Genomic DNA, 24,203 nt, shown 5'->3' with positions numbered 1-24,203 from the left:
GAAACCCCGCCGCTTTTTTTCGCCTGGTTCAAGGGCTTGGCCCGTATCAATACTGGTTTCGAGAGCGACGGAGACGGCGGGCAGGGCAGTAACCAGACGTTAGCCAAGAAATTTAAAGTGCCATTAACCATGTTTTAAAAGTGCGTGGACTAGAACCTCCTGGTGAATAACTAGGAAGGTTTCACAAACATGTCCGGTATCGTTCTTTCGGCTTCGGTTCGCCAAAACCTGCTGGCGCTGCAAAATACCGCATCGCTGCTGGCCACGACTCAAAACAACCTGGCCACCGGCAACAAGGTCAACACGGCGCTCGATAACCCCACCGAATTCTTCACCGCGCAATCGCTGAACAACCGCGCGAGCGACATTGCCAATCTGCTCGACAGCATCGGCAACGGTGTCCAGGTTCTTCAAGCCGCGAATACCGGTCTCACCTCGCTTCAGAAGCTCGTCGATAGCGCCAAGTCGATCGCCAGCCAGGTGCTCCAGGCGCCCACGGGTTACACCACCAAATCCAGCATCACCTCGGCTGTGATCCCCGGCGCCACGGCGAACAACCTGCTGGGCAGCTCGTCGAACAATTTCGTGACCGGCAGCACGGTCAACAATGACAATCTGAGCACGGCCGTCGCGATCACCGGCTCGACACGGCTGTCCGGCACGGCGAGCTCGACGTCGAACGATCTGGCGAGCAGCGTCACCACCGGTGATACGCTGGTCGTCAACGGCGTCGTGTTCACCTTTGTCGCCGGCTCGGTCTCCGCTGGTACCAACATCGGCGTCGGCGACACCGTCAGCAACCTGCTCGCAGCGATCGACTCCGTGACCGGCGCGACCGCCACCCCATCCACCGTGAGCGGCGGCAAGATCTCGCTCGCGACAGGCACGGCGCAGGATCTGACAATATCGGGCACGGCATTGGCCAAGCTCGGTTTGAGTCCCGGCACGACGACACGCAACCCACCAGCGTTGTCCGGCCAGACACTGACCATCGCTTCAACAGGAGGCGGGGTCGCGACGAACATAACGTTCGGTACAGGCGCATCGCAGATATCGACCTTGGCACAGCTCAACACCGCGCTGGCGGCCAACAATCTGCAGGCCAGCCTGAGCACGACCGGCCAGCTCACGATCCTGACCACCAACGAAGCGGCATCGTCGACCATCGGCGCGGTGGCCGGCTCCTCGACGGCGGCAAGCCAGGCCTTCAACGGCGTGACGGCGTCGACCCCTGTGGCCGACACGAACTCGCAGACCACCCGCGCCGGCCTGATTGCGCAGTACAACAACGTGCTGGCGCAGATCGACACCACGGCGCAGGACGCATCGTTCAACGGCATCAACCTGCTCAACGGCGACACGCTGAAGCTGACGTTCAACGAGACCGGCCGGTCCACCCTGAACATCACCGGCGTGACCTTCAACAGCACCGGTCTCGGCCTGTCGTCGCTGGTGGTCGGCACCGACTTCCTCGACAGCAACTCGGCCAACAGGGTGCTGACGACCTTGAACAGCGCGTCGACGGCGATCCGCTCCGAAGCCTCGTCGCTCGGCTCGAACCTCTCGATCGTGCAGATCCGTCAGGACTTCAACAAGAACCTGATCAACGTGCTGCAGACCGGCTCGTCGAACCTGACGCTCGCCGACACCAACGAGGAGGCGGCGAACAGCCAGGCGCTGTCGACGCGGCAGTCGATCGCGGTCTCGGCCCTCGCACTGGCCAACCAGTCGCAGGCCAGCGTGCTGCAGCTGCTGCGCTGAGCGCTGCGGCTCTTCACTTCAGCGGACTATTGCGAAGCGGCGGGCATGGCCCGCCGCTTTCGCGTTTGGCCTGCGTCTTGAAACTGGCTGCGCCCAGCACGTTGTGCAGCTCGCGCGGCACCGCCGAGCGCCGCGTCTCTCAGCGTACCTTTAGAAGCCGAGCCGTCTCGTCGCGCTCTGTCGTTCTTCGCACGCCGAGAATGCCCCCGAAAATCTTTTCGTGCAAATTGAGTCGTTCCGTTCGCACCAAATTAAGACGTCTGGCAGAGGCGGTTGTTTTAGGTATCTGCTGATATCAAGAGGCGAAATCCGCTAACAGCCGCTAACCATATTTTAAAGGCACGCAACGTACAAAATCCGTGCAGTTTGTTGGTGTCCCCGCGTCAGTCCGGAGTACTTGATGTCATATGCCGCTCAAGCCTATGCACGCACGTCGCAAACGACGGCATCACCACGGGAGATCGAAGCGCAAGCATTGTTGAAGGCGGCACGGCAGCTGCAGGAAGTCCAGGCGAATTGGAGCGGTCCTGATCGCAACATGTACAAGGCGCTGCTGTTCAATCGCCGCCTGTGGACGATCTTCATGAGCGCCATGGAAGCGGAGGACAATCCGAATCCGCTCGACATCCGGCAGAACATCGCCAACATCGGCGTGTTCGTCATGAAGCAGACCATCGAGATGCAGATGGATCCGGACCCGGCGAAGCTGAAGTCGCTGATCGACATCAATTGCCACATCGCTGCGGGACTCTCGGGGCGCAGCTGATCGATCGCACGAGGGCTCCTGAAGCGGCTGATATCACGAGCATGCTGTCCGCTTCCTACAAGTCGAGTGTGCTCGGCACCGCGCAGCAACAGGAAATATGTCGCCGTCCATACGACGCGCGACCAAGGCCGCTGAAGCGGAAGATAGGCCGCAAGCAAGTCGTTCAGGGGGCGGCTTCCGTTCTGGAGGGCTGCCGGGCCATCGCCCGCTACCACGGCGAAGGCCACCCTGGTCGCCGATACGGCATCCGGACAGACCTATCTCGACACGGCTTGCGCCCCCAGAGCAGTCAATCCCTGGAACGGAAACAGCCGCCGCGGCTGATGCCGGGGCGGCTGGGTGAATCCCTGATGTCGACGGAACGGGATCAGGCGATGCGATCGGTCGGCACCACCCGCGGCGCCTCTTCCTTCTGCAGGTCCTTCTGCAGGTCGAGGGTGTTGAAATAGGCGCGCCGGCGCAGCACGGCCTCGTCCGGATACTGGGCCACGACCTGGTCAGTCCTGCGGTTCACCACCTGGAACACCAGCGCCGCAGCAGCGCGGTCGTAATAGGCCTGGTGCGATACGGACAGGTCGTTGGCGGCGCTGAGCTGAGCGTCGTTGCGCACGGGCGTGCTGGCCTCGGCCGCGTTCACGGTCTGGCTCGGAGGAAGGTCCGTTGGAACAGCGTTCGCCACCGCCGGGCTCGACGGTTGAATGATCGGTACGGACGCGGGCGCGCCCACCGCTCTCACGCTGAAATCGGAACTCATGGCAGCCTCCTCATGGCCATCGAGTCAATTCCCAACCCATCCCGCTTGCAACTATGCCGATCACCAATCAACGTTATGTTAGGAAATAGAATGAACGGCAGGTTGTGATTCCCTCCGGCCTTTTAAGCTTATTCGGGCGTTAAACAGCGAGAGCCGCGCGCCCTGGGGGCAGGGCGGCGCGGCTCTCGGACGCTCGAATTTTGGTAACGCTCGGAGTTGGAGGCGCTCCGGGGCGTCGAGCTCAGAGCGTCCGGCTCACGGCCAGCGGCGTGAGATGGCGCGCGCCGGGCGCAGCGCGGCGTCCGCCGGCGGTATAGGTGCTCGGGATGTTCTTGCGCTGGACCTCGGCATTGACCCCGCGCACGATCTTCTCGGAGATCGCATGCGCCGTGGCGAGCACGGTCAGGTTGACCTGCAGCATCGCCCGGAACGTGTCGTGGTGACGGTGCAGGGTGGCGAGCAGCTCCGGCGCAGTCTGCTTCATGAACGCCTGGCTGGCCTTGAGGCGACCGACCATCGTGACGTAGTGCCGCGACAGCTCGGTCTTCTTGGGTCCGAACGCCATGCCTTCGGCGAGCTTTCCGGCGCGGACCAGCTCGGTCTCCTGCTCGATCACGGCAATCAGCTCGCTCATGACGCTGACCATCTCGTCGGCGAGCGCGCGTGCCTCTGCCGCGCTCGCGGCGGCCGCATACGTCGTCTTCTTCGCCTGGCCTTGTACGCTCATCCCTCAACTCCTGTCGGCGGCGGCGCTTGGACCCCCGCAATGCCTACGCTTACGTTCACGCTTTGACGTCGGTCGAACCGCTGCCTGAATTGCTACCTGAGCCAGTTCCTGAGTTGCTACCTGAGTTGCCACTCTTGGCCTGCTGCAGGATGAGCGTGCGGAAGACGTCGTTGGAGATGCCGACGCCACCTGCCTTGGCGAAGTTCTTGGAATATTGCTCGGTCAGCATCGAGCGCCAGACGCCGGTGCCCGGCGTGTCGCCGAACGGACCGTCGCCCTTCACGCCGCTCATCATCTGCGAGAACATCGAGTTCAGGAACATGGCTTCGAAATCGGTCGCGGTCGCCTTGGCCTTGGCCTGGGCCTTGGGGGAGACCTTGGTCAAGGCCTCCGCGAGCTCGATGTCGGTCCGCGGCGTCGTTCTCGCTGCGGCGGAGGGCATGCTGAGCGGAACGCGGCCGGCATAGGAGTCGACAAAGGAGGTCGCCATCACATCACCTCGATGTCGGCTTCGATCGCGCCGGCGGCCTTGATGGCCTGCAGGATGCTGATCAGGTCGCGCGGGCCGATGCCGAGGCCGTTGAGGCCGTCGACGAGCTGCTGCAGGGAGACGCCGTCCTTGACGACCGCGAACTTCTTGCCCTCCTCGGTGACGCCGACGCTGGTGCGCGGCGTGACCACGGTTCGGCCCCGCGACAGCGGATTGGGTTGGCTGACCTGCGGGCTCTCGGAGATCGTGACCGTGAGGTTGCCCTGTGCCACCGCGACGGTGGCGACGCGGACGTCGCGGCCCATCACGATGATGCCGGAGCGCTCGTCGATGACGATCTTGGCGGCGAGATCCGGATCGACCTGCAGTTGCTCGATCTCTGTCAGGAAGGCGACGACGTTGCCCTTGAACTCCGCCGGGACGCTCAGTTGCACCGTCGAAGGGTCGATCGGCTCTGCGGTCTTGACGCCGAGAAAATCATTAATGGCGGCGGCAATGCGCTTCGCCGTCGTGAAGTCGGCGTTGCGCAGCGCGAGCCGCACGTTCGGCAGCCGGTTCAACGCGAACTCGATCTCGCGCTCGATGATCGCGCCGTTGGCGATGCGACCGACGGTCGGCACGCCGCGCACGATCTTGGCAGCTTCGCCCTCGGCCTGGAAGCCGGAGATCGCCAGCGATCCCTGGGCCACCGCATAGACGTTGCCGTCGGCGCCGAGCAGCGGGGTGACGAGCAGGGTGCCGCCCTGCAAATTCTTGGCGTCGCCGAGCGCCGACACCGTCACGTCCATGCGCGTGCCTTGCGTCGCGAACGGCGGCAGGTTGCCGGTGACCATCACGGCGGCGACGTTGCCGGTGCGGATGGTGGCGCCGCGGATGTTGACGCCCATGCGCTCGAGCATCGCCTGCAGCGACTGCTTGGTGAACGGGATGTTGTTGAGCGTATCGCCGGTGCCGTTAAGGCCGACCACGAGGCCGTAGCCGATCAGCTGGTTCTGGCGCACGCCTTCGATATTGGCGAGATCCTTGATCCGCGACGTCGCATGCGCGGACATGACGGTAGAGGCCAGCGCCAGCATGGCGGCGCAAGCGGCCTGAAACAGGCGCGTAAGTCGGACGCGTCGCATCCTATGCTCCCCTCGAACTCTGCAAGTGATCAGACGGCCACTCCCATGACCGCATGATCGGCATTAACTATGCGAGGGCCGTGCCAGGGCGATGCTCCCGGCTAACTCATTGAAAGAGTGTGAAATCGATTCCGAGCTTTGTTGTGATCCGGGGTTACTCCGGAGGAACGAAGCTGCCGCCCCGGCAGAATTTGCCGGGCCATTTACGCACCGTTAACCACGACGCAGCCAATCTCCGCTCCGACACGCAGAGCTTGCGGGAGCCACCGATGCGCATCTATGGACCGAACGGCACGACGTTCAACACGTCGACCAGCTCCACGCGGAAGACCTCGTCCAGCGGCTTCAAGCTGCCCGACGCCGGCACAACGCAGGAGACGCGCGCGACCTTGGCGCCCAAGCAGACCGCCAACATCGACGCGCTGCTGGCACTGCAGGGAATCGAGGAGGAGCCGGCCGAGCGGCGCAAGCGCTCGGTCCAGCGCGGCAAGCGCGCGCTCGACGTGCTCGACGATCTCAAGCTTTCGCTGCTCTCCGGCAAGCTCGACACGACGATGGCGCTGCGGCTGCGCGATGCGGCCGCCGATCTGAAGCAGACCTCCGGCGATCCCCGGCTGGATGCGATCCTCTCGGAGATCGAGCTCCGCGTCGAGGTCGAGCTCGCCAAGGCCGGGCAGGGATGAAGCGGCTAGGCGACCTTCGATAAGGCTTGCGCGTCGTAGCGCCGTTGCGCGGCGGTGACGTCCTTGAGATGCCGCTCCGCCCAGTCGCGCAACGGATCGACAGCAGCGGCGAGCGTCAGCCCGAGCGGCGTGATGGAATATTCAACCGTCACTGGAACAGTTGCGATCGCGCGCCGCCGGACCAGACCGTCGCGCTCGAGGCTCTTCAACACCTGCGAGAGCATCTTCTGCGAGATGCCTTCAATCGCGCGGCGCAACTGATTGAAGCGCAAGGGCTCGTTGCGCAGCAGGATCAGGATCAGCACGGCCCATTTGTCGCCGACGCGATCCAGGATTTGGCGGGTTGGACAGTCGGCAGAATAGACGTTGGCAGCTCGCATCGGTTACTCCGGCGTGACCTGGTGAACTTAAAGTGCGCTCTTAACACCAGCATTCGTTCCGCTATCTAGTCACTATCGGATACCAGGAGGCCTCGTCCAGAGGCCGGTCCGAGCGAATGATCGCTAACGAAGGAGTTGCAGCATGAAGATCGCCGTCGCCGGCGCCTCCGGCCGGGCCGGGTCGCGCATTACCGCCGAGCTCGCCAATCGCGGCCATCAGGTCACCGGCATTGCGCGAAATCCCGACAAGATCGAGAAGCACGCCAACGTCACGGCCGTGCAGGGCGACGCCAATGACCGCGCCGCGCTGGCCAAGCTGTGGGCGGGCCACGACGTCGCGATCAGCTCGATCCATTTCCTTGCCAGCGATGCCGAAGCGCTGATCGGCGCCGCCAAGGATTCAGGCGTATCTCGTTACCTTGTGGTCGGCGGGGCCGGCTCGCTCGAGGTCGCGCCCGGCGTGCGGCTGGTGACCACGCCGGGCTTCCCGGCGATGTACAAGGCGGAAGCGGAGAAGGGTGCGGCGTTCCTCGACCGCCTGCGCCAGGAGAAGGAGCTCGACTGGACCTTCCTGTCGCCGTCCGCAATGATCGATTTCGGCCCCCGGACGGGCAAGTTCCGCCTCGGAACAGACCAGCTGCTGGTCGATGCCGAGGGCAAGAGCTTTATCTCCTTCGAAGACTTCGCGGTTGCGATGGCCGACGAGATCGAGCGCCCGGCGCACCGGCGGGCCCGATTCACGGTCGGCTACTGAGGCAGCTCGGGCGCCCCGTCGGTCGGCCGCAATTTGGGCTGGACAATGGCGGGAGGGCGGGGCGCCCGCGGCGATGGAAATATTGTCTGTCACATGAGGCCGCTATATAAGGCGGCCGCGAACGGGCGTATTCCGTCCGCCGGTGCCGAGACCGGCGCCAGCACGTACAGATGGGCTGACCTTGGAAAAGTTGAAGAACTACAAACCTTCCGAAAAAGAGCCTTTCATGAACGAACGCCAGCGCGAGTACTTTCGCGCCAAGCTGCTGGCATGGAAGGAGGAGATCCTGCGCGAATCGAAGCTCACCCTGCAGGCTCTGCAGGAGGAGAACGTGAACCATCCCGACCTCGCCGACCGTGCGTCGTCGGAAACCGACCGGGCGATCGAGCTTCGCGCCCGTGACCGCCAGCGCAAGCTGATCTCCAAGATCGACGCTGCGCTCCAGCGCATCGAGGACAACACCTACGGCTATTGCGAGGAGACCGGCGAGCCGATTTCGCTGAAGCGGCTCGAAGCCCGTCCGATCGCGACGTTGTCGGTGGAGGCGCAGGAACGCCACGAGAAGCGTGAAAAGGTCTATCGCGACGAGTAGTTGCGGTCTTGACCAGACGAGGCGGGGATTGCGGCCGCTGCCGGGTGCGGCCGCACCATTCGACGTTGGCTGGACGCGTACGATCTGATGCCGGTCCTGGGTAGGGGTCGGCCGGCCACGGCCAGCTGAAGGTCTTTTCCGGACGAGACCCCAAGGCGCAGAGACTGCCACGGTGCTGTCGAGCGCGATGCGCGGCACTTGAGCCTGTGCGGCAGCGTGGCCACGGCCAGCCGCATTTTTCAACCCTCCCGGAACCTTTTCTCGTCTGCGGAATTGGTCGCTGTTCCGTCTGGGAACACGCCGTGGGGGATCATGCGCGAGCTGGATAGACCGATGAGCCCGCACGGCGGCGCGCTGGCCGCGATGCAGCGCTCCTATGGCGCCTTGAGCATCAAAGGGCGGCTGCTTCTGCTTGCCGGCATTCTGTTCCTGCCCTGCGTCGGGCTGATCGCCTATGTCATCGCCTCCATGGCGCAGTCCGCCGACGATTCGATCCGGCGCGGGCTGTCCTATGCCGCCCAGACGATCTCCGGCGCCGTCGATGCCGAGTTGCGGCGCTACATCGCGCTCGCCGAGGTGCTTGGGAAGTCTCCGGATCTCAGCGCGGCCGATCTTGCGGAATTCGAGGCGGAGGCACGCCGGGTCGGCGCCGTCAGCGGCGAGGGCTGGATCATCGTCTCGGATGCCCAAGGCCGGCTGCTGCTCAACACCCTGGCGCCGTCCGGCAAGCCGCTCGGGGTTCGGACGCCCGAAGGCCGGCGCTCGCAGGAGCGGGCCTTTGCGTCGGGACGGCCGTCGATCTCGGATATCTTCGCGGGGCCGAATTCCGGCAACTGGGTCGCGACCGTCGACGTGCCCGTCTTCAAGGACGGCAAGCCGTTCCGTTGCCTGTCGATCGCCATGCCGGCTGCGAACTACACCCGGCTGCTGGCTCAGCAGGAGCTGCCGGCCGACTGGCTGGTCGGCATCATGGACGGCCAGGGCCGCTACGTCTCCCGCATCCCGAAGAATGCGACCAGCACCGGACAGCTGGCCTCGGCCGGGTGGCGGACGACCGCCAGAGCCGAGGGCATTGCGGAGTTTCCTTCGATCGAGGGCGACCGTATCATCAACGCCAATGCCCATCCGCAGCTCAGCGACTGGGTCGTCGGCGTCGGCATCAAGCAGGGCGCCTTCGCGCAGGCGATCTCCTCGACGGTGAAGACCGCGACGATCGCGGCCACGACCATCTGTGCCCTGGCCTTGCTGCTGGCGGCCGCCATCGGTCGAAGCATCGCCCGGCCGCTGGCAAGCATCGCGGTCAAGAGCACCAATCCAGGCGAGGCCGCGCCCTCAGATCCCCCCGAGGTGCGGGCGCTCAACGCCCGCCTGGCTGCGGCCGAGGAAGCCCAGGCGGAGAGCGCGCGCATCATCCAGGAGAATTTCGGGATGCTGGCCAAGGCCAGAGACGATGCGTCCCGCGCCGCCGAGCAGCTCAAGCTCGCCGCGAAATACGGACGGCTTGGTACCTTCGTTTGGGACGGCCGGTCCGGCACCAGCCGCTGGTCCGACGAGATCGAGGAGCTCTACGGCCTCAAGCCCGGCACGTTTCCCGGCACCTATGACGCCTGGCTGGCGCTCGTGCATCCCGATGACCAGGCCCATGCCGACCGAGATAACAGGCAGGCACTCATCACCGGCGAGCTCGATTCGGAGTGGCGGGTGCCGTTGCCTGACGGCTCGATCCGGTGGATCGAGGCGCGCGCCCGCACGCTGTCCGGCGAAGGCGACGGCGATCTGCAGATGATCGGCGTCAACATCGATGTCACCGCCGCCAAGGAGGCCGACCGCAAGCGCGAGCTCCTGGTGCATGAGCTCGCCCATCGCGTCAAGAACAGCCTCGCGGTGGTGCAGTCGCTGGCGCATCAGCTGCTGCCGCGGCACGACGCCAAGGTCCGCGACTTCACGTCCCGCCTGCACGCGTTGGCCACCGTCCACACCAGCCTCGCCGAGAACGACTGGCAGGGCGCCGATCTGGCGTCGCTCGTCGCGAGCCAGGTGGCGCCTTTCGCCAGCTCGCCGGAGCAGCTCGCGATCAGCGGCCCGGCCATTCTCGTTCCCGTGGAGCTGACCACCCAGTTGGCGCTGGTCGTCCATGAGATGGCTTGCAATGCCAGCAAATATGGCGCGCTGACCACGCCGAGCGGTCGCGTCGCGGTGACATGGTCGCTCGGGCCGGACGCGCTACACGTGCGCTGGGAGGAGAGCGGCGGCCCGCCCGCAACAGAGCCGCCGGTGGTGGGCTTCGGCAGCCGGCTCCTGACCCGTACTGTCCGGCACCTGCAGCGCACCTTCGCCGACACCGGCCTGACCTGTCAGTTCGAGCTGCCGTGGCTGGAGACCCGCAGCGAGGGCGCCGCGGAGGCCCTCAGCGAAGCGAACTGATCCCGTGGCAGACCGATTCCGGGGCATGGGTGATCCGAAATTCGCCCGGCCATCCTGACATGCCCTGGCCGCGCCGCCTTGGCTGGAATCCGCCAGCGAATGATGAGATCATCGCGGCGGCCGGCAGCCTGCCGAAGCTCAAGCTGATGTCGGCGTGACGTGGCTGAACCACCATCTGAACAGCGGGGTCGTAGCCTCAGATGCGGCGCGAAGCTGCCGCTAGCCAGAAAAAGCTGTTTGGTAACAAGCTGTTCACCATAACATCTGAGAGGCCGCTTCGGGCGGCCGACAGCGGGAGTTGAACGATCATGGGAGCAGACGAGGTTCTTGCCGCCGCGCAGTTGATCGTGAGCGCACGCCGCGAGCGGACCAAGCTGGCGGCGCTGCCGGCTCACCTTCAGCCGAAGGATGAAGCCGCCGGATATGAGATCCAGCATGAGGCTCACTGGCTGCTGGCCGAGCACATCGGCGATTTCGCCGGCTACAAGATCGGCTGCACCAGCAAGGTGATGCAGGACTATATTGGCATTCCGCATCCTTGCGCCGGCGGGGTGTTCGCCGACGGCGTCCATGCCTCCGGCGTCACGCTGCGCGCAGCGGACTTCGTGCGCGTCGGCGTCGAATGCGAGATCGCGGTACGGCTCGCGAAGGACCTGCTGCCGCTCGACGCGCCCTTCACCATCGCCCATGTCGGCGACGCGATCGGCGATTGCCATGCCGCAATCGAGATCGTCGACGACCGCTACGTGCAGTGGGAGACCATGGGCGCTCCGACCTTGGTGGCCGACGATTTCTTTGCCGCTGGCTGTGTGCTCGGCCCGGCCATCCCGCGCGATGCGGCCGGAGACCTCGCAGCGGTGCAGGGCCGCGCCTTCGTGAACGGCGCCTTGGCCGGGGAGGGCACCGGTGCCGACGTGCTGGGCCACCCGCTGCACGCGCTCGCCTGGCTCGCCAACCACCTCGCCTCGCGCGGCGACGGGCTCGAGGCCGGGCAGCTGGTGCTGACCGGCAGCCTGGTCAAGACGGTGTGGCTGAAGCCGGGCGACCGGGTGCGGATGGAGCTGGATGGGCTGGGGGTGGTGGAGGCGGCGTTCGAGTGACGGACCAACTCCGGCGAGGCATGGCTCGCGTTCCGGTCCAGGCGCGTCTATGTTTAAGCCGAGGAGACTTTCATGAGCGACATGGAAAGCATCTGCCTCGCAAGATCCGTCATTGTCGCCGCTGCGCAACGGGCGGAACGAGAGGGGTTGTCCGTCGAGGACTATGTCATGCGCGTGCTGCTGGCGACATGGAGCTCGACCCTCGCGATATGACCATTCTCGCTTACGATGCAGCCGAACCTGGCTCCGATTTCGAGTTGGATCGCGAGGATGGCGAGAGTGATGAGGCTTTCGAGGCTCGCCGTGCAGCACTCGGAATGCTGTTCTCCTGAGACATGCGATCCGGCGATTACGTCCGCTGCAATTTTCCGTTCAGGGAGAAGCGGGGGCCCGGACCGTTTGCCGGTTCTGGTCTTGGGCGTCGGCAGATCTGGTAACATAGCCTTTGCGGTGGTGGCATATACGAGCACGCGAACTGGTTATGAGGGGGCACGTCGGCCGCGCCAGCATCTATTCGTCGACGAGAGCCGGGCGCTCGTTCTGGGGCAAAACAAGCCCTTCATCGTAGATGTCGGTCGCATCGCTCGTCTGCCGATCACCAAGGAGTAATTTCCCGACCTGCTCGACGACGACGTTCCAATCTTCGGTCACGATCCAAAGATGGCCAACAACGTTGCCACGAGGATCCGTGAGCTGATCGCCGGCGGTTTCGACGTGACGCCCGTCGATCTCACGTTGAAGCCGTAAACGTTCTCCCAAACGAACACGGCCTCCGGCAGGGGAGCTACCGGAGGCCGCGTATACATTACCCGCGGCGCCTAGGTTCGCGTTGGGCAATGTGGGAGCTCGTGTTCAGGACAAGAGTGGCGGCTGCGGGGATGATCCGTATCGCGCTCGGCCAGTGTCCTTGCCTGACCCTCCCGGCGTGGGAGGGATTTCCGTCGTGTCCTTCGTTGCTTTGCTGGTTCCAACCTGAGATCAGGCCGGCGGAGTCTTGAACCGACCGGGCGTGATGTGATCCGCCCGGTCGTTTGATCGTGTCTTCGCCTCAGAACGGCAGCAGGATGTCCATCACCTGCTGGCCGTAGCGCGGCTGCTGGACGTCGGTGATCTGGCCGCGGCCGCCGTAGGAGATGCGGGCCTGGGCGATCTTGGTCGAGTCGATGGTGTTGTCGCTCTGGATGTCCTCCGGGCGCACGATGCCGGCGACGATCAGCTCGCGGATCTCGTAGTTGACGCGGATCTCCTGCTTGCCCTCGACGACCAGGTTGCCGTTCGGCAGCACCTGGGTCACGACCGCGGCGACGCTGGTGGTCAGGGATTCCGAGCGCTGGATCGTGCCCTTGCCGTCGGAGGAGGAGGTGCCGTCGGCGGTGAGGATGCGGCCAGGCAGCACCTTCTGCGCCTGCACGCCGAGCGTCTTGGAGCCGATGAAGTCGGTGATACCCGAATCTTCCTTGTTGGTGCGGCTGCGCTGGGTCTCGTTGGCGAAGTTGGCCTTGTCGGAGATGCTCACCGTGACGGTGAGCAGGTCGCCGACCTGACGGGCCCGCTGGTCCTTGAAGAAGGCGCGCGAGCCGTTGCGCCACAGCGAGTTGGGCGCGTAGGACACGGTCTCCGGCTTGGGCATCGGCATCTGCACCGGCTTGTAGCCGGGCTGCGTGGTCGGATTGTCGATCTCGGTCAGCTTCGGCCGCTCGCCGATCTGGCTGAGACGGTCGATCGAGGAGCAGCCACCCGCAACCGACAGCACCGCGAAGGACACGGAGATCAGCGCGACCCGCCGCAGGCCCGAAGCGCCCTGACCATCAAACTTGAACTTCGACATGAAACTTACTCGGCTTTCGGGGTGGCGGAGGAGGGCAGGCGGCTGGCGACGGAGACCGGCGCCGACATCTCTGCTTCGGAGGTCTGGGCGGGTTTGGCGACGGCGATGTCGACCGAGACCTGGCCGCGGCCGCTGACGCGGCCGGTCACCGTGCGCTTGGACTGCAGATTAAGAACGTTGACGACATCGCCCTCGGTGCCCGACTCCAGCGCCTTGCCGCGGGTGGTCAGATAGATGCCGGCGGTCTGGTAGATCAGCGTGACGGCCTGGTCGCGCTGCACCAAGTCCGGCTTGGCGAGGTCCGTGGTCTTCAGCGCCTGGCCGGCACGGACCGGGCGGCGCATCTGCATGCCGACGGCGAACTCGCGGGAGGCGGGCTCGGCGCCGCCGAGCTCGGCGCGCGGCCGCCGCTCGACCTGCAGGTCGCCGGACCGGATCATCTCGTTGCGGTCGATGTTGCGGGTCAGCACCACGGCCTCGACCGTCTCGATCGCCGTGCCGGTGTAGCGCAGCTTGTTCGGGCCGGCCCCGCCGGCGTGGCCGAGCTCGAAGGCGACGTCGAAGCGGCCGCTGCGCGGCTCGAAGCGCACATTGGTCGGCGCCAGCGTGCCGGTGGTGGAGGCCTCGAACTTCAGGTCCTGCACCGGCTGGTCGAAGCTGATGCTGAGAGCAGCGGCATCGCCGAGCCCGTTGCGGTGCTCGAGCGCCTGGGCCACCGCGCCGGTGATCTCCTTCGCATCAATGGCGCGGGCGAGCCGGGTGACCGCCACTTCCTTGATGTCGCGGACCTCGACGCCGATCACCTGGTGATTGCGCAGGGTCGCGATCACCTGCGCAGCCGGCAGCACGCCGGTGGTGCCGAGATCGGGCGCACGGTAGACGGCGACGTTCGCCGCCACGCCGGCATTCTCGATCAGGTCGCCGACGCGAACGATGTCGCCGGTGACGTTGACGGACGCGCGCAGCACGGGCGCCTTGATCTGGTCGTCGGCCTCGCCGGCGAAGGCCGACAGCGCGGTCGAGGCGAGCAGGGCGGCTGCAAGCAGGAGGGGACGGGCGGTGCGGGTCATCATGGTGATCTCCCCCTCGAGCCTCAGCGGAACAGCGCAGTCGTGGACTGCATCATCTGGTCGGCGGCGGAGATGACCTTGGCATTCATCTCATAGGCGCGCTGAGCGGCGATCAGCTCGCTCATCTCGCTGACGACGTCGACATTGGCCTGCTCCAGGCTGCCCTGGGTGATGCTGCCGAGGCCGTCCTGGTTGGCGACGCCGTCCTGCGGCGCGCCGGAGGAGGGCGTATCGGTGAACTGGTTGTTGCCGACCGGCTGCAGGCCGGCCTTGTTGATGAAGCGGGTGACCTGGAGCTGGCCGACGATGTTCGAGGTGGTCGAGCCTGGCAGCGTCACCGAGACCTGGCCCTGCGAGTTGACCGTGATGCCCGAGGCGTTCTGCGGGATCGTGATGGTCGGCTGCACCGGGTTGCCCTGGGCGGTGACGATGCGGCCCTGATTGTCCATCTGGAAGGTGCCGTCGCGGGTGTATTGGAAGGTGCCGTCCGGCATCAGGACCTTGAAGAATCCTTCGCCCGAGATCGCGAGGTCGAGATCGTTGCCGGTCTGCGACAGCGTGCCTTGCGTCATCGAGCGTGGCGTGCCGACGGTCTTGACGCCGCCGCCGATGTCGATGCCCACGGGAAGGATGGTGCCCTGATCGGAGGACTGCGCGCCGACCCGGCGCATGTGCTCGTAGATCAGGTCCTGGAACGCCGCGGTCTGCTTCTTGAAGCCGGTCGTGCGCAGGTTGGCGATGTTGTTGGAGATCACCTGGACGTTGAGTTCCTGGGCCGCCATTCCGGTCGCAGCGGTGTGAAGCGCCTGCATGTTACGTCTCCTTCAATCTCTGCGGTCAGGCCGGAACGTCGGCGAGTTTCTCGATCGCGTTCTTGCGCAGGTCGCTCTGGACCTGCAGCATGTTGGCGACCTGGGTGTAGGCACGCATCACTTCGACCATCTTGCTCATCTCGCCGACCGCGCTGACGTTCGACTTCTCGATGTAGCCCTGCTGGACGGTCGACTTCGTATCCTGCTGCGGCGTCGCGCCGCCGATGGCGGAGTAGAGGTTGTTGCCCTGCTTCTGCGCCTGCTGCGGGTCGGCGAAGTTGACGAGGCGCAGCTTGCCGCGGATCGAGTCGGTGCGGTTGACGCCCTCGACCACGGTCACGGTGCCGTCCGGCGAGATGTTGATGTCGTGGTCGGTCGGCTGAAACACGATTGGACCGCCGGTGCCGAGCACCGGGTCGCCCTTGGCGGTGACCAGCTGGCCGGTATTGTTGATGTGCAGATTGCCGTCGCGGGTGTAGCGCTCGCCGGCGGCGGTCTGCACCGTCAGGAAGCCGTCACCGGAAATGGCGACGTCCAGCGCATTGCCGGTGCGCTCCATCGAGCCCTGGGTGAAGTCGCGATAGGTGCCGCGGTCCTGGACGTAGGCGACCTTGCGGGCGGCGCCCGGAAAATTGTCCTCATGCGCGCCGGAGGAGAGATACTCCTCGAACAGCTGCTGATCGGCCTTGAAGCCGTTGGTGTTGACGTTGGCGACGTTGTTGGAAACGACGTCGAACTGCCGCTCCAGCACCATCTGCCGCGACAATCCGATGAGAAGCGCATTCTCCACCGGTATCTCCCCTTTTAACGAATCCCGTCCGCGGCGCCTCTCCCAAGGCGGTCTCGATCGGGTCTTCAATGAACCGTTCAGCTCTCCCAAGCCGGCGGGTTCGCAAGGGGTACAGCGAAAGCCGTGCCAACTCTGAAATCGATTTCAGATCAATGTCTTAGATTTTTGGCGGGGACGGAAACACCCGGCAATAACGGCGCGCTAACCATAATTGCCCGGCAAGATTTTCCCACCTCCTTAACAAAAGAAAGCTTCCGTTAACCATTGTTACCGTAGCGTTCCCTCAACGAAGCGCAGATGCGCTGGGAGCGTTGGTTTCGCGTCATCGAGCTTTCTGGCGGCATCGGTTCGACTTCCCGTGATTTTCTCTGGGGACACCGAAGGCCATGGCTGAGAACGAAGGCGGAGCAGGCGAAGGCGAGGAGCAAGCAGGCTCGCCGAAGAGCAAGCTCAAGCTGATCATCATGATCGTCGGTGCGCTGGCGCTGCTCGGTGTCGGCGGTGCGGCCTATTTCTTCTTCTTCAGCCACAAGGCCGACGAGCATCACGCCGAGGCGGCACCGGCGGCGAAGCCGCCGGCCTTCGTCGAGGTGCCGGACCTCCTCGTCAACCTCGTCGGCAATCCCGGCGACCGTGTCCAATATCTGAAGGTGAAGATCGTGCTCGAGGTGAAGGAGGAGAAGCAGGTCGAGCATATCAAGCCGACGCTGCCGCGGGTCACCGACATCTTCCAGACCTATCTGCGCGAGCTCCGGCCGAGCGACCTCAACGGCTCGGCGGGCCTGTTCAGGCTCAAGGAGGAGCTCACCAAGCGGGTCAACGTCGCGCTGGCGCCCAACCAGGTCAACGCGGTGTTGTTCAAGGAAATCGTGATTCAGTAAGGCACGGACGCGCAAGATCATGGCAGGCAACGATCCAGTCGACCAAGATGCGATAGCCGCGCAATGGGAAGCCTCGCTCGATTCGGAGGATCCCACAGAGGCCGCGGAAGCCGCAGCAGCTAATGAACTCACGGAATCGATGGCCCTGCAATGGGCCGCGATGGTCGAGGACGGCAGCCGCGATTTCGGCGCCACCAAGAACGGCGGCGAGCGGGTGCTGTCGCAGGAGGAGATCGACAACCTCCTCGGCTTCACCGCGGGCGAGGTCAATCTCGACGACCATTCCGGCATTCGCGCCATCATCGATTCCGCGATGGTGTCCTACGAGCGTCTGCCGATGCTCGAAATCGTCTTCGACCGCCTGGTGCGGCTGATGACGACATCGTTGCGCAACTTCACCTCCGACAACGTCGAAGTCTCGCTCGACCGCATCACCTCGGTGCGCTTCGGCGACTACATGAACTCGATCCCGCTGCCGGCCGTGCTCTCCGTGTTCAAGGCGGAGGAGTGGGAGAATTTCGGCCTCGCGATGGTCGACTCGACGCTGATCTATTCCATCATCGACGTGCTGCTCGGCGGCCGCCGCGGCAACACCCAGCTCCGCGTCGAGGGCCGCCCCTACACGACGATCGAGACCAATCTCGTCAAGCGCCTGATCGAGGTGGTGCTGAGCGACGCCGAGCAGGCGTTCCGGCCGCTGTCGCCGGTGCGCTTCACCATCGACCGGCTGGAGACCAATCCGCGCTTCGCCGCGATCAGCCGGCCCGCCAACGCCGCGATCCTGGTGAAGCTGCGGATCGACATGGAGGACCGCGGCGGCAACATTGAGCTGCTGCTGCCCTATGCGACCATCGAGCCGATCCGGCCGGTGCTGTTGCAGATGTTCATGGGCGAAAAGTTCGGCCGCGATCCGGTCTGGGAAGGCCATTTCGCCACCGAGATCGCCAGGGCCGAGGTCGCCGTCGACGCCGTGCTCTACGAGGCCGACGTGCCGCTGAAGCAATTGATGCGGCTGAAGGTCGGCGACACCCTGCCGCTCGACATTCGTCCCGATGCGCTGGTCGCAGTCCGCTGCGGCAGCACGATGCTGACGGAGGGACGCATGGGCCGGGTCGGCGACCGCGTCGCGATCCGTGTCACCAAGAATTTGCGCAAGCCGCATACCACGCTTGCGATGTTCGAAGGCGCCGAAAGCCAGAACAAGTTGATGGAGGCCCAATGAACCACTCCCTCGGATTGATCATCGAAAGCCTGGTGGCGGTCCTTCTGGTGCTGACCATCGGCTATTGCATGCTGCTGAACTCCAGGCTGAAGCGGCTGAAGGCGGACGAGCACTCGCTGAAGGCCGTCATCGCCGAGCTGATCACCGCGACCGAGATCGCCGAGCGCGCGATCGGCGGGCTCAAGCTCGCGGTGCGGGACGTCAACGACAATCTCGGCAATCAGCTCGCCGCCGCGACGCAGATGTCGGACCAGCTGCGCAAGCAGCTCGCCGAGAGCGACGGCGTGGTGCGCCGGCTGTCGCGGATCGCCAGCGCCGCGCGTCCGATCACCGCGCCGGAAGCCGCGCCCGAGCCGGCGCCCGCGCCGGTGCCCGCGATCACCACCGAGCCGGTGCGCGTCTCCGGCGCCAAGGCGGTGGCGGCGGCTGCCCAGGCATTCTCTGAACGTCGAAGGACCGGTGGCCTTGCCGCATGAATGCGTTTCGTAACATCCGCGTCATTCCCGTCGTCCTGATCGCCGTGGCGTGCCTGGCGGTCCTGAAGGTGGCCGGCCTCGTGATCGATGGCGGCTACGTGTTCGACTACGACCCGCAATCCTCCAAGCGCTCCTGGGCCCAGGAAAATCTGGGCTATCCGGGCCGCGAGGACAATGACATCGTCACCGGCTCGACCCATGGCGCGCCCAAGGAGAAGAAGGAGGAGCCGCCGAAGCCCGCCGCGCCCGACACCAAGCCGGACGGCATCGTGATCAAGCCGGAGGAACAGCAGCAGCAGGTGTCGCCGGCGGAGAAGGCGATCCTCGAGCGGCTGCAGTCACGCCGCCAGGAGCTCGAAGCGCGCCAGCGCGAGATCGACATCCGCGAGAGCCTGTTGAAGGCCGCCGAGCAGCGTATCCAGTCCAAGACCGAGGAGATGAAGGCGATCGAGAGCCGCATCTCCGGTGCGCAGTCCGCCAAGGCGGAGGCGGATAACGCGCGCTTCAAGAGCATCGTCACGATGTACGAGGGCATGAAGCCGAAGGATGCCGCCAAGGTGTTCGACCGGCTCGAGATGTCGGTGCTGATCGAGATCGCCTCGCAGATCGCACCGCGCAAGATGTCCGACATCCTCGGTCTGATGACGCCGGAGGCGGCCGAGCGGCTCACCGTCGAACTGGCCCGCCGCGCCGGCGCCGAGAAGCCGGAGGCGAGCGCCGAGCTGCCGAAGATCGAAGGCAAGATCGTGCCTGTGAGAAGCAATTGAGCCGCATGTTTAATGCCCCCTTAAACGCCGGATTCTAGACTTCCGGCGTGGCGGGGCAGGCGTATCCGTCAAGTCAGCGGATATCGAACTGGAAGCTTGTGACCATGGCGCGCACGACTCCCAATGGATTGCGGTCGCAGGCCCGCGCGCGCATGCGCGCCGGCTTTGCGCTGCTGTCGGCCATCCTGATCGGACTGATGCTGTCGACGGTCGCGGCCGGCGCCGCGCCGGTGCCTGGGGAGGCCAGCCTGTCGGCGCAGAACGGCTATGCGCGGCTGGTGCTGAAATTCTCCGAGGATGTCGGCGCCGACGTCGCCACCGCGGGCTCGATCCTGCTGATCCGGTTCGACCGTCCCGCCAACGTGCCGATCGACCGCTGGGTCGACGCCGCGCCCGACTACATCTCCTCGGCGCGCGGCGATCCGGACGGCTCGGCGCTGCGGCTGTCGCTGTCGCGCAAGGTGCGCGTCAACACCATGGTCGCGGGCGAGCGCGTCTTCATCGATCTGTTGCCCGACAGCTGGACCGGCGCGCCGCCGCCGCTGCCGGCCGAGGTCGTGCGCGAGCTCGCCGAACGGGCCCGGGCCGCCGAGAAGGCGCTGCGGCTGCAGCGCGCCGAGGCGGAATCGAAGAAGCGGCCGCCGATCCGCGTGCGTGCGCTGGTGCAGCCGACCTTCGTGCGCTTCGTGTTCGAGATCCCCGACGGCGTGGGCATCTCCTCGGTCATGAACGACCAGAAGATGTCGCTGTTCTTCTCGGCGCCCCTCAACTTTGATCTCGCCGACGCCAAGATCGTGTCGCCGCCGAACGTCGCGGCGATCAACCAGCGCATCGACGGCAGCAAGACCGTGGTCGAGATCGGCCTGATCGGCGAGGTCGACGTCCACGCCTTCCGCGAGGAGAAGAACTACAACATCGACATCGCCTATCAGCAGCCGGACAAGAAGGTGGCCGCCGTCTCCTCGGACACGCTGCCGGGTGCCAAGACCTCTGCGGAAAAGCCGGTCGCCGAAAAGGCCAATGGCGAGAAGCCAAATGGCGACAAGCCCAAGTCCGCGGCGCAGCCCGAGATCGTGCCGCCGACGTCGGAGACCATCGCCAAGGAAATGAAGGCGGAGGCCAAGCCTGCGATCGCCGCTCCGGCGACCGAACCTGCTGCCGAGCCGGCGCAGGCTGCAGTGCCCGCTGCGCCGAAAGCGGAAGCCGCTCCCGAAGCCGCCAGGCCCGAGGCGACCAGGGCCGAGGCTCCGAAGGTCGAAGCGGCCAAGTCGGAGACGACCAAGCCGGAGACGGCCAAGCCCGAGGCGATGAAGTCCGAGCCCGCAAAGCCGGAAGCCGTCAAGCCGGCGGAGAAGGCGGCAGAGAAGCCCGCAAGCGGCGCCGCGACGCTGGAGGCGTTGCGCGACAGCGAGGGCCTGCGGCTGACCTTCGGCTTCGGCCAGATCACGCCGGCGGCGCTGTTCCGCCGCGGCGACACGGTGTGGATGGTGCTGGATTCCACCAAGCCTGTTGATGTTGAGCCGATCCGCGCCAAGGGCGGCGCCATCGTCGGCGAGGTCAACCGGATGCCGCTCGACAAGGGCCAGGCGATCCGCATCCGCCTCAACCGGCCGCAGATGCATTCGCTCGGCAGCGACGATGGCGGCCGCAGCTGGACGTTGTCGTTCGCCGACAAGGGCCAGACCAATCAGCAGCCGCTGATGGTGATGCGCAACGTCACCGATCCCGCGCTCGCCAATGTGATGGTGCCGCTCGCCAATCCCGGGGCGGGGATGCTGCACCGGCTGACCGATCCCGATGCCGGCGACACGCTGCTGGTGGTGACCGCGCCGCCGCCGATCCGCGGCTTCATCAAGCGCCAGGACTTCGTCGACCTGTCGCTGCTCGATTCCATCCACGGCATTGCGGTGCGTCCGAACTCCGATGACGTCGCCGTCGAGATCGCGCCCGACAAGGTGATCCTGGGCCGGCCGGGCGGGCTGACCCTGTCGTCGATCGGCTTCTCGCCGGAGCGGGCGCCGACCGCCGTCAGGCCGATGTTCGACATCGACGAATGGCAGCAGAACCAGACCCAGTCCTTCGTGCCGCGCCAGGACATGCTGATCAAGGCGACCGCCGAGGCCGAGCCGGAGCGGCGCGCCCAGGCGCGGCTGGCGCTGGCGCGCTTCTACATGGCGCGCGGCATGTATCCGGAGGCGCGCGGCATCACAAATCTGATGATCTCCGACGACGACCCGCGCACCGACGAGACCGCGATGCTGATGATCCATGCGGTCGCCAGCATCCTGATGGGGCGGCCGGATCAGGGCCTGAAGGACCTCGCGACGTCCTCGATCGGCAACAATTTCGACTCGCAGATGTGGAAGGGGCTCGCTTTCGCGCGGCAGGGCAAGTTTGCCGACGCGCGCGAGAAGCTGAAGAACGTCGAGTTCGCGATCGCCTCGCTGCCGCTCGACCTGCAGCGCATCGTGATCGCCGACGCGATGAAGTCCTCGCTCGAGATCAAGGATTTCGCCGGCGCCGCCAAGCGCCGGGCCGAGCTCGACGTGATCGGCGTGCCCGCCGACATGAAGCCCGACATCGCCGTGCTGCGCGGCCGCCTCGCCGAGGCGATGGCGCAGGAGAAGGATGCGCTCGACGAGTATCGCGTCGCCATCAACTCCAACGACCGCATGGCGGCCGCCGAGGCCAAGCTGTTCGAGATCAAGCTTCTGCAGAAGCGCGGCGAGATCAAGCCGGCCGATGCGCTGAAGGAGCTGGAGACCCTGCAGGTGACCTGGCGCGGCGACGCCATCGAGGTGCAGACCTTGCAGATGATGGCGCAGCTCTACGAGGAGTCCGGGCGCTTCGCCGACTCGCTCGAGGCCGCGCGCATGGCAACCCGTCTGATGCCGAACTCCGACATGGCGCGCCAGGCCCAGGACGCCGCGCAGCGGCTGTTCTCGCAACTGTTCCTGGGCGGCAAGGCCGACGAGCTGCCGCCGGTCGACGCGCTCAGCATCTTCTACGGCTTTCGCGAGCTGACCCCGATCGGGCGCCGCGGCGACGAGATGATCCGCAAGCTCGCCGATCGCCTGGTCGGCATCGACCTGCTCGACCAGGCCGCCGAGCTGCTGCAGTACCAGGTCGACCATCGTCTCGAAGGCGCCGCGCGCGCCCAGGTCGCCGCGCGCCTCGCCATGGTGTACCTCACCAACCGCAAGCCGGACCGTGCGCTGGAGGCGCTGCGCACCACACGCATCGCCGATCTCTCCGGCGAGCTGCGCCAGCAGCGGCTGCTGCTGGAGGCGCGCGCCAACAGCGACATCGGCCGCCACGATCTCGGGCTCGACATCATCACCAATGTGGCGGGGCGCGAGGCGATCCGGCTGCGCTCCGACATCTACTGGGCGTCGCGGCGCTGGCGCGAGGCGTCCGAGCAGATCGAGCTGTATTACGGCGACCGCTGGCGCGATTTCCGCCCGCTCAATCCGGCCGAGCGCGGCGACATCCTGCGCGCCGTCGTCGGCTACGCGCTGGCCGATGATGCCATCGGCCTGGCGCGGTTCCGCGAGAAATACGCGCCGCTGATGACCGGCGAGGCCGACAAGCTCGCCTTCGACATCGCCAGCAAGCCGGCCAGCGGCTCGAGTGCCGAGTTCGCCCAGATCGCCAAGATGGCGGCGGGTGTCGACACGCTCGACGGCTTCCTGCGCGACATGCGCGCGCGCTTCCCCGACGCCACCGGCAAGCCGGAGGGCAAGGATGCGGCAAAGGCACCGTCAGAGGCGACCGGCGCCCTGCCGCGCATCCAGGGCGTCAAGCAGGCGATCGCCGGACGTTGACGTCAGCGGAGCGCCGAGGCTGCCGTATATGAGCGAAGGGCTGGTCGTTCACGGTCATTCCGGGGCAATCGTCGATGCGAAGCCGAAGCGGCTGCGCATTGGCGATTGAACCCGGAATCCCGAGCTTGTTTGGCATGGACGCAAGACAAGGTCGAGATTCCGGGTTCAAGGCCTCCGGCCTTGCCCCGGAATGACGGTTGTAAGGCCGCCCGCTACCCGCCGTAGCTCTGCACCAGGCTGCCCGCGACCAGCGACCAGCCGTCGACCAGCACGAAGAAGATCAGCTTGAACGGTAGGGACACCACGACCGGCGGCAGCATCATCATGCCCATCGACATCAAGACCGAGGCGACGACGAGGTCGATGATCAGGAACGGCAGGAACAAGAGGAAGCCGATCTCGAAGGCGCGCTTCAGCTCGGAGATCATGAAGGCGGGCACCAGGATGCGCAGCGACAGGTCGTCCGGCGTCGCCGGCGGCGCCTCGCCGGAGAGGTCCATGAACAGCTTCAGGTCCTTCTCGCGCACGTTCTTCTGCATGAAGCCGCGCAGCGGCACCGAGGCGCGCTGCAGCGCGTCCTCGACGCCGATCTGGTTCTCGATCAGCGGCCGGACGCCGTCGTCATAGGATTTCTGGAGCACCGGTCCCATCACGAAGGCGGTCAGGAACATCGCGAGCGCGATGATCACCGAGTTCGGCGGCGCCGTCGCCGTTCCCATGGCGGTGCGCAGCAGCGACAGCACGACGACGATGCGCGTGAACGACGTCATCATGATCAGGATCGACGGCGCGATCGACAGCACCGTGAGCAGCGCGATCAGCTGGATCGCCCGCTCGGTGACGCCGCCACCGCCGGCGCCGCCGAGATTGATGCTGATGTCCTGCGCAGCCGCGCTCCCCGCGAAGGCGCCGGCGGCAATCAGGACAGCGATGAAGACAACTCTACGCGGGAGGCTGCGCGATCTCACTGCGACGACT

Annotated in this window: 24 protein-coding genes; 13 read left to right on the top strand and 11 right to left on the bottom strand. The window is 65.6% G+C overall.

Annotation, left to right across the window (positions count from 1 at the left end):
• Positions 1 to 189 precede the first annotated feature (189 nt).
• Positions 190 to 1,761 (top strand): flagellin N-terminal helical domain-containing protein, encoded by a 1,572-nt coding sequence (locus BRAO375_RS07185; protein ID WP_009026799.1) that lies wholly within the window; start codon positions 190 to 192, stop codon positions 1,759 to 1,761.
• Between the two features lie 400 nt (positions 1,762 to 2,161).
• Positions 2,162 to 2,527, top strand: a complete 366-nt coding sequence (gene flaF / locus BRAO375_RS07180; RefSeq protein WP_035639381.1) for a flagellar biosynthesis regulator FlaF — start codon at positions 2,162 to 2,164, stop codon at positions 2,525 to 2,527.
• A gap of 367 nt (positions 2,528 to 2,894) precedes the next feature.
• Here flaF and BRAO375_RS07175 read toward each other — a convergent pair whose 3' ends face one another.
• The 4 genes from BRAO375_RS07175 to BRAO375_RS07160 all read right to left on the bottom strand — a co-directional run bounded on the left by BRAO375_RS07175 (position 2,895) and on the right by BRAO375_RS07160 (position 5,622).
• Positions 2,895 to 3,281, bottom strand: a complete 387-nt coding sequence (locus BRAO375_RS07175) for a hypothetical protein (RefSeq protein ID WP_035639379.1) — start codon at positions 3,279 to 3,281, stop codon at positions 2,895 to 2,897.
• A 241-nt stretch (positions 3,282 to 3,522) separates the two neighbouring features.
• Positions 3,523 to 4,008 carry a hypothetical protein gene (locus BRAO375_RS07170; RefSeq protein WP_009026796.1) on the bottom strand — a complete coding sequence of 162 codons (486 nt, stop codon included), beginning with the start codon at positions 4,006 to 4,008 and terminating at the stop codon, positions 3,523 to 3,525.
• 55 nt (positions 4,009 to 4,063) lie between these two features.
• Positions 4,064 to 4,498, bottom strand: coding sequence for a flagellar assembly peptidoglycan hydrolase FlgJ (gene flgJ, locus BRAO375_RS07165; protein WP_009026795.1), 435 nt, complete (start codon positions 4,496 to 4,498; stop codon positions 4,064 to 4,066).
• On the bottom strand, positions 4,498 to 5,622 hold the full coding sequence (locus BRAO375_RS07160) for a flagellar basal body P-ring protein FlgI (RefSeq protein ID WP_009026794.1): 1,125 nt from the start codon (positions 5,620 to 5,622) through the stop codon (positions 4,498 to 4,500). The genes flgJ and BRAO375_RS07160 overlap by 1 nt, the downstream gene beginning before the upstream one ends.
• A 269-nt stretch (positions 5,623 to 5,891) precedes the next feature.
• Between BRAO375_RS07160 and BRAO375_RS07155 the strand changes: the two genes are divergently transcribed.
• The gene (locus BRAO375_RS07155) at positions 5,892 to 6,305 is read left to right on the top strand and encodes a flagellar assembly protein FliX (protein ID WP_009026793.1); all 414 of its coding nucleotides are present in this window, start codon (positions 5,892 to 5,894) and stop codon (positions 6,303 to 6,305) included.
• A 5-nt stretch (positions 6,306 to 6,310) separates the two neighbouring features.
• Here BRAO375_RS07155 and BRAO375_RS07150 read toward each other — a convergent pair whose 3' ends face one another.
• Positions 6,311 to 6,685, bottom strand: a complete 375-nt coding sequence (locus BRAO375_RS07150) for a winged helix-turn-helix transcriptional regulator (RefSeq protein WP_009026792.1) — start codon at positions 6,683 to 6,685, stop codon at positions 6,311 to 6,313.
• Positions 6,686 to 6,827: 142 nt separating this feature from the next.
• Between BRAO375_RS07150 and BRAO375_RS07145 the strand changes: the two genes are divergently transcribed.
• The 5 genes from BRAO375_RS07145 to BRAO375_RS38505 all read left to right on the top strand — a co-directional run bounded on the left by BRAO375_RS07145 (position 6,828) and on the right by BRAO375_RS38505 (position 11,768).
• Positions 6,828 to 7,439 carry an NAD(P)-dependent oxidoreductase gene (locus tag BRAO375_RS07145; protein ID WP_009026791.1) on the top strand — a complete coding sequence of 204 codons (612 nt, stop codon included), beginning with the start codon at positions 6,828 to 6,830 and terminating at the stop codon, positions 7,437 to 7,439.
• Between the two features lie 226 nt (positions 7,440 to 7,665).
• On the top strand, positions 7,666 to 8,031 hold the full coding sequence (gene dksA, locus BRAO375_RS07140; RefSeq protein ID WP_172114412.1) for an RNA polymerase-binding protein DksA: 366 nt from the start codon (positions 7,666 to 7,668) through the stop codon (positions 8,029 to 8,031).
• A gap of 312 nt (positions 8,032 to 8,343) precedes the next feature.
• Entirely contained in the window at positions 8,344 to 10,455 is a 2,112-nt protein-coding gene (locus BRAO375_RS07135) for a sensor histidine kinase (protein WP_009026790.1), read from the top strand.
• A 308-nt stretch (positions 10,456 to 10,763) separates the two neighbouring features.
• Complete coding sequence (locus BRAO375_RS07130) at positions 10,764 to 11,555, top strand: 2-keto-4-pentenoate hydratase (RefSeq protein WP_009026789.1); 792 nt, start codon at positions 10,764 to 10,766, stop codon at positions 11,553 to 11,555.
• Between the two features lie 72 nt (positions 11,556 to 11,627).
• Complete coding sequence (locus BRAO375_RS38505) at positions 11,628 to 11,768, top strand: hypothetical protein (protein ID WP_009026788.1); 141 nt, start codon at positions 11,628 to 11,630, stop codon at positions 11,766 to 11,768.
• A 297-nt stretch (positions 11,769 to 12,065) separates the two neighbouring features.
• Here the strand turns inward: BRAO375_RS38505 and BRAO375_RS37260 are convergent, their stop codons facing one another.
• The 5 genes from BRAO375_RS37260 to flgF form a co-directional block, all read right to left on the bottom strand.
• On the bottom strand, positions 12,066 to 12,314 hold the full coding sequence (locus tag BRAO375_RS37260; RefSeq protein WP_139031330.1) for a hypothetical protein: 249 nt from the start codon (positions 12,312 to 12,314) through the stop codon (positions 12,066 to 12,068).
• Between the two features lie 289 nt (positions 12,315 to 12,603).
• Positions 12,604 to 13,383, bottom strand: a complete 780-nt coding sequence (gene flgH / locus BRAO375_RS07120) for a flagellar basal body L-ring protein FlgH (protein WP_009026786.1) — start codon at positions 13,381 to 13,383, stop codon at positions 12,604 to 12,606.
• Between the two features lie 5 nt (positions 13,384 to 13,388).
• Positions 13,389 to 14,456, bottom strand: a complete 1,068-nt coding sequence (gene flgA, locus BRAO375_RS07115; protein WP_009026785.1) for a flagellar basal body P-ring formation chaperone FlgA — start codon at positions 14,454 to 14,456, stop codon at positions 13,389 to 13,391.
• Positions 14,457 to 14,476: 20 nt separating this feature from the next.
• Positions 14,477 to 15,265 (bottom strand): flagellar basal-body rod protein FlgG, encoded by a 789-nt coding sequence (gene flgG, locus BRAO375_RS07110; protein ID WP_006614442.1) that lies wholly within the window; start codon positions 15,263 to 15,265, stop codon positions 14,477 to 14,479.
• Positions 15,266 to 15,290: 25 nt separating this feature from the next.
• Positions 15,291 to 16,055: a flagellar basal-body rod protein FlgF gene (gene flgF, locus BRAO375_RS07105; protein WP_009026784.1), complete on the bottom strand. Its 765-nt coding sequence runs from the start codon at positions 16,053 to 16,055 to the stop codon at positions 15,291 to 15,293.
• A gap of 386 nt (positions 16,056 to 16,441) precedes the next feature.
• Here flgF and fliL point away from each other — a divergent pair, with 386 nt between their 5' ends.
• The 5 genes from fliL (at position 16,442) to BRAO375_RS37895 (ending at position 23,225) form a co-directional block, all read left to right on the top strand.
• Complete coding sequence (gene fliL, locus BRAO375_RS07100; protein WP_009026783.1) at positions 16,442 to 16,936, top strand: flagellar basal body-associated protein FliL; 495 nt, start codon at positions 16,442 to 16,444, stop codon at positions 16,934 to 16,936.
• A gap of 19 nt (positions 16,937 to 16,955) precedes the next feature.
• Positions 16,956 to 18,158, top strand: coding sequence for a flagellar motor switch protein FliM (gene fliM, locus BRAO375_RS07095; protein ID WP_009026782.1), 1,203 nt, complete (start codon positions 16,956 to 16,958; stop codon positions 18,156 to 18,158).
• Positions 18,155 to 18,634: a DUF6468 domain-containing protein gene (locus BRAO375_RS07090; protein ID WP_008963730.1), complete on the top strand. Its 480-nt coding sequence runs from the start codon at positions 18,155 to 18,157 to the stop codon at positions 18,632 to 18,634. The genes fliM and BRAO375_RS07090 overlap by 4 nt, the downstream gene beginning before the upstream one ends.
• Positions 18,631 to 19,401: a MotE family protein gene (locus tag BRAO375_RS07085; RefSeq protein WP_009026781.1), complete on the top strand. Its 771-nt coding sequence runs from the start codon at positions 18,631 to 18,633 to the stop codon at positions 19,399 to 19,401. Before BRAO375_RS07090 ends, BRAO375_RS07085 begins: the two co-directional genes overlap by 4 nt.
• A 104-nt stretch (positions 19,402 to 19,505) precedes the next feature.
• Complete coding sequence (locus tag BRAO375_RS37895) at positions 19,506 to 23,225, top strand: tetratricopeptide repeat protein (RefSeq protein ID WP_009026780.1); 3,720 nt, start codon at positions 19,506 to 19,508, stop codon at positions 23,223 to 23,225.
• Between the two features lie 212 nt (positions 23,226 to 23,437).
• Here the strand turns inward: BRAO375_RS37895 and fliP are convergent, their stop codons facing one another.
• Complete coding sequence (gene fliP, locus BRAO375_RS07075) at positions 23,438 to 24,193, bottom strand: flagellar type III secretion system pore protein FliP (RefSeq protein ID WP_009026779.1); 756 nt, start codon at positions 24,191 to 24,193, stop codon at positions 23,438 to 23,440.
• Positions 24,194 to 24,203 lie beyond the last annotated feature (10 nt).

This window comes from Bradyrhizobium sp. ORS 375 (genome assembly GCF_000239775.1).
Lineage (GTDB): Bacteria > Pseudomonadota > Alphaproteobacteria > Rhizobiales > Xanthobacteraceae > Bradyrhizobium.
This window is presented reverse-complemented; position numbering and strand designations above follow the sequence as displayed.

Excerpts from the sequence above, each read along its gene's own strand:
- BRAO375_RS07150 (WP_009026792.1), bottom strand. The coding sequence starts at position 6,685 with ATGCGAGCTGCCAACGTCTATTCTGCCGACTGTCCAACCCGCCAAATC.
- BRAO375_RS07185 (WP_009026799.1), top strand. The coding sequence starts at position 190 with ATGTCCGGTATCGTTCTTTCGGCTTCGGTTCGCCAAAACCTGCTGGCG.
- flgG (WP_006614442.1), bottom strand. The coding sequence starts at position 15,265 with ATGCAGGCGCTTCACACCGCTGCGACCGGAATGGCGGCCCAGGAACTC.
- fliL (WP_009026783.1), top strand. The coding sequence starts at position 16,442 with ATGGCTGAGAACGAAGGCGGAGCAGGCGAAGGCGAGGAGCAAGCAGGC.
- flgH (WP_009026786.1), bottom strand. The coding sequence starts at position 13,383 with ATGTCGAAGTTCAAGTTTGATGGTCAGGGCGCTTCGGGCCTGCGGCGG.
- BRAO375_RS07175 (WP_035639379.1), bottom strand. The coding sequence starts at position 3,281 with ATGAGTTCCGATTTCAGCGTGAGAGCGGTGGGCGCGCCCGCGTCCGTA.
- BRAO375_RS07155 (WP_009026793.1), top strand. The coding sequence starts at position 5,892 with ATGCGCATCTATGGACCGAACGGCACGACGTTCAACACGTCGACCAGC.
- flgA (WP_009026785.1), bottom strand. The coding sequence starts at position 14,456 with ATGATGACCCGCACCGCCCGTCCCCTCCTGCTTGCAGCCGCCCTGCTC.
- BRAO375_RS07145 (WP_009026791.1), top strand. The coding sequence starts at position 6,828 with ATGAAGATCGCCGTCGCCGGCGCCTCCGGCCGGGCCGGGTCGCGCATT.
- flaF (WP_035639381.1), top strand. The coding sequence starts at position 2,162 with ATGTCATATGCCGCTCAAGCCTATGCACGCACGTCGCAAACGACGGCA.
- BRAO375_RS38505 (WP_009026788.1), top strand. The coding sequence starts at position 11,628 with ATGAGCGACATGGAAAGCATCTGCCTCGCAAGATCCGTCATTGTCGCC.
- BRAO375_RS07135 (WP_009026790.1), top strand. The coding sequence starts at position 8,344 with ATGCGCGAGCTGGATAGACCGATGAGCCCGCACGGCGGCGCGCTGGCC.
- BRAO375_RS07085 (WP_009026781.1), top strand. The coding sequence starts at position 18,631 with ATGAATGCGTTTCGTAACATCCGCGTCATTCCCGTCGTCCTGATCGCC.
- BRAO375_RS07130 (WP_009026789.1), top strand. The coding sequence starts at position 10,764 with ATGGGAGCAGACGAGGTTCTTGCCGCCGCGCAGTTGATCGTGAGCGCA.
- fliM (WP_009026782.1), top strand. The coding sequence starts at position 16,956 with ATGGCAGGCAACGATCCAGTCGACCAAGATGCGATAGCCGCGCAATGG.
- BRAO375_RS37895 (WP_009026780.1), top strand. The coding sequence starts at position 19,506 with ATGGCGCGCACGACTCCCAATGGATTGCGGTCGCAGGCCCGCGCGCGC.
- flgJ (WP_009026795.1), bottom strand. The coding sequence starts at position 4,498 with ATGGCGACCTCCTTTGTCGACTCCTATGCCGGCCGCGTTCCGCTCAGC.
- BRAO375_RS07160 (WP_009026794.1), bottom strand. The coding sequence starts at position 5,622 with ATGCGACGCGTCCGACTTACGCGCCTGTTTCAGGCCGCTTGCGCCGCC.
- dksA (WP_172114412.1), top strand. The coding sequence starts at position 7,666 with ATGAACGAACGCCAGCGCGAGTACTTTCGCGCCAAGCTGCTGGCATGG.
- BRAO375_RS07090 (WP_008963730.1), top strand. The coding sequence starts at position 18,155 with ATGAACCACTCCCTCGGATTGATCATCGAAAGCCTGGTGGCGGTCCTT.
- BRAO375_RS07170 (WP_009026796.1), bottom strand. The coding sequence starts at position 4,008 with ATGAGCGTACAAGGCCAGGCGAAGAAGACGACGTATGCGGCCGCCGCG.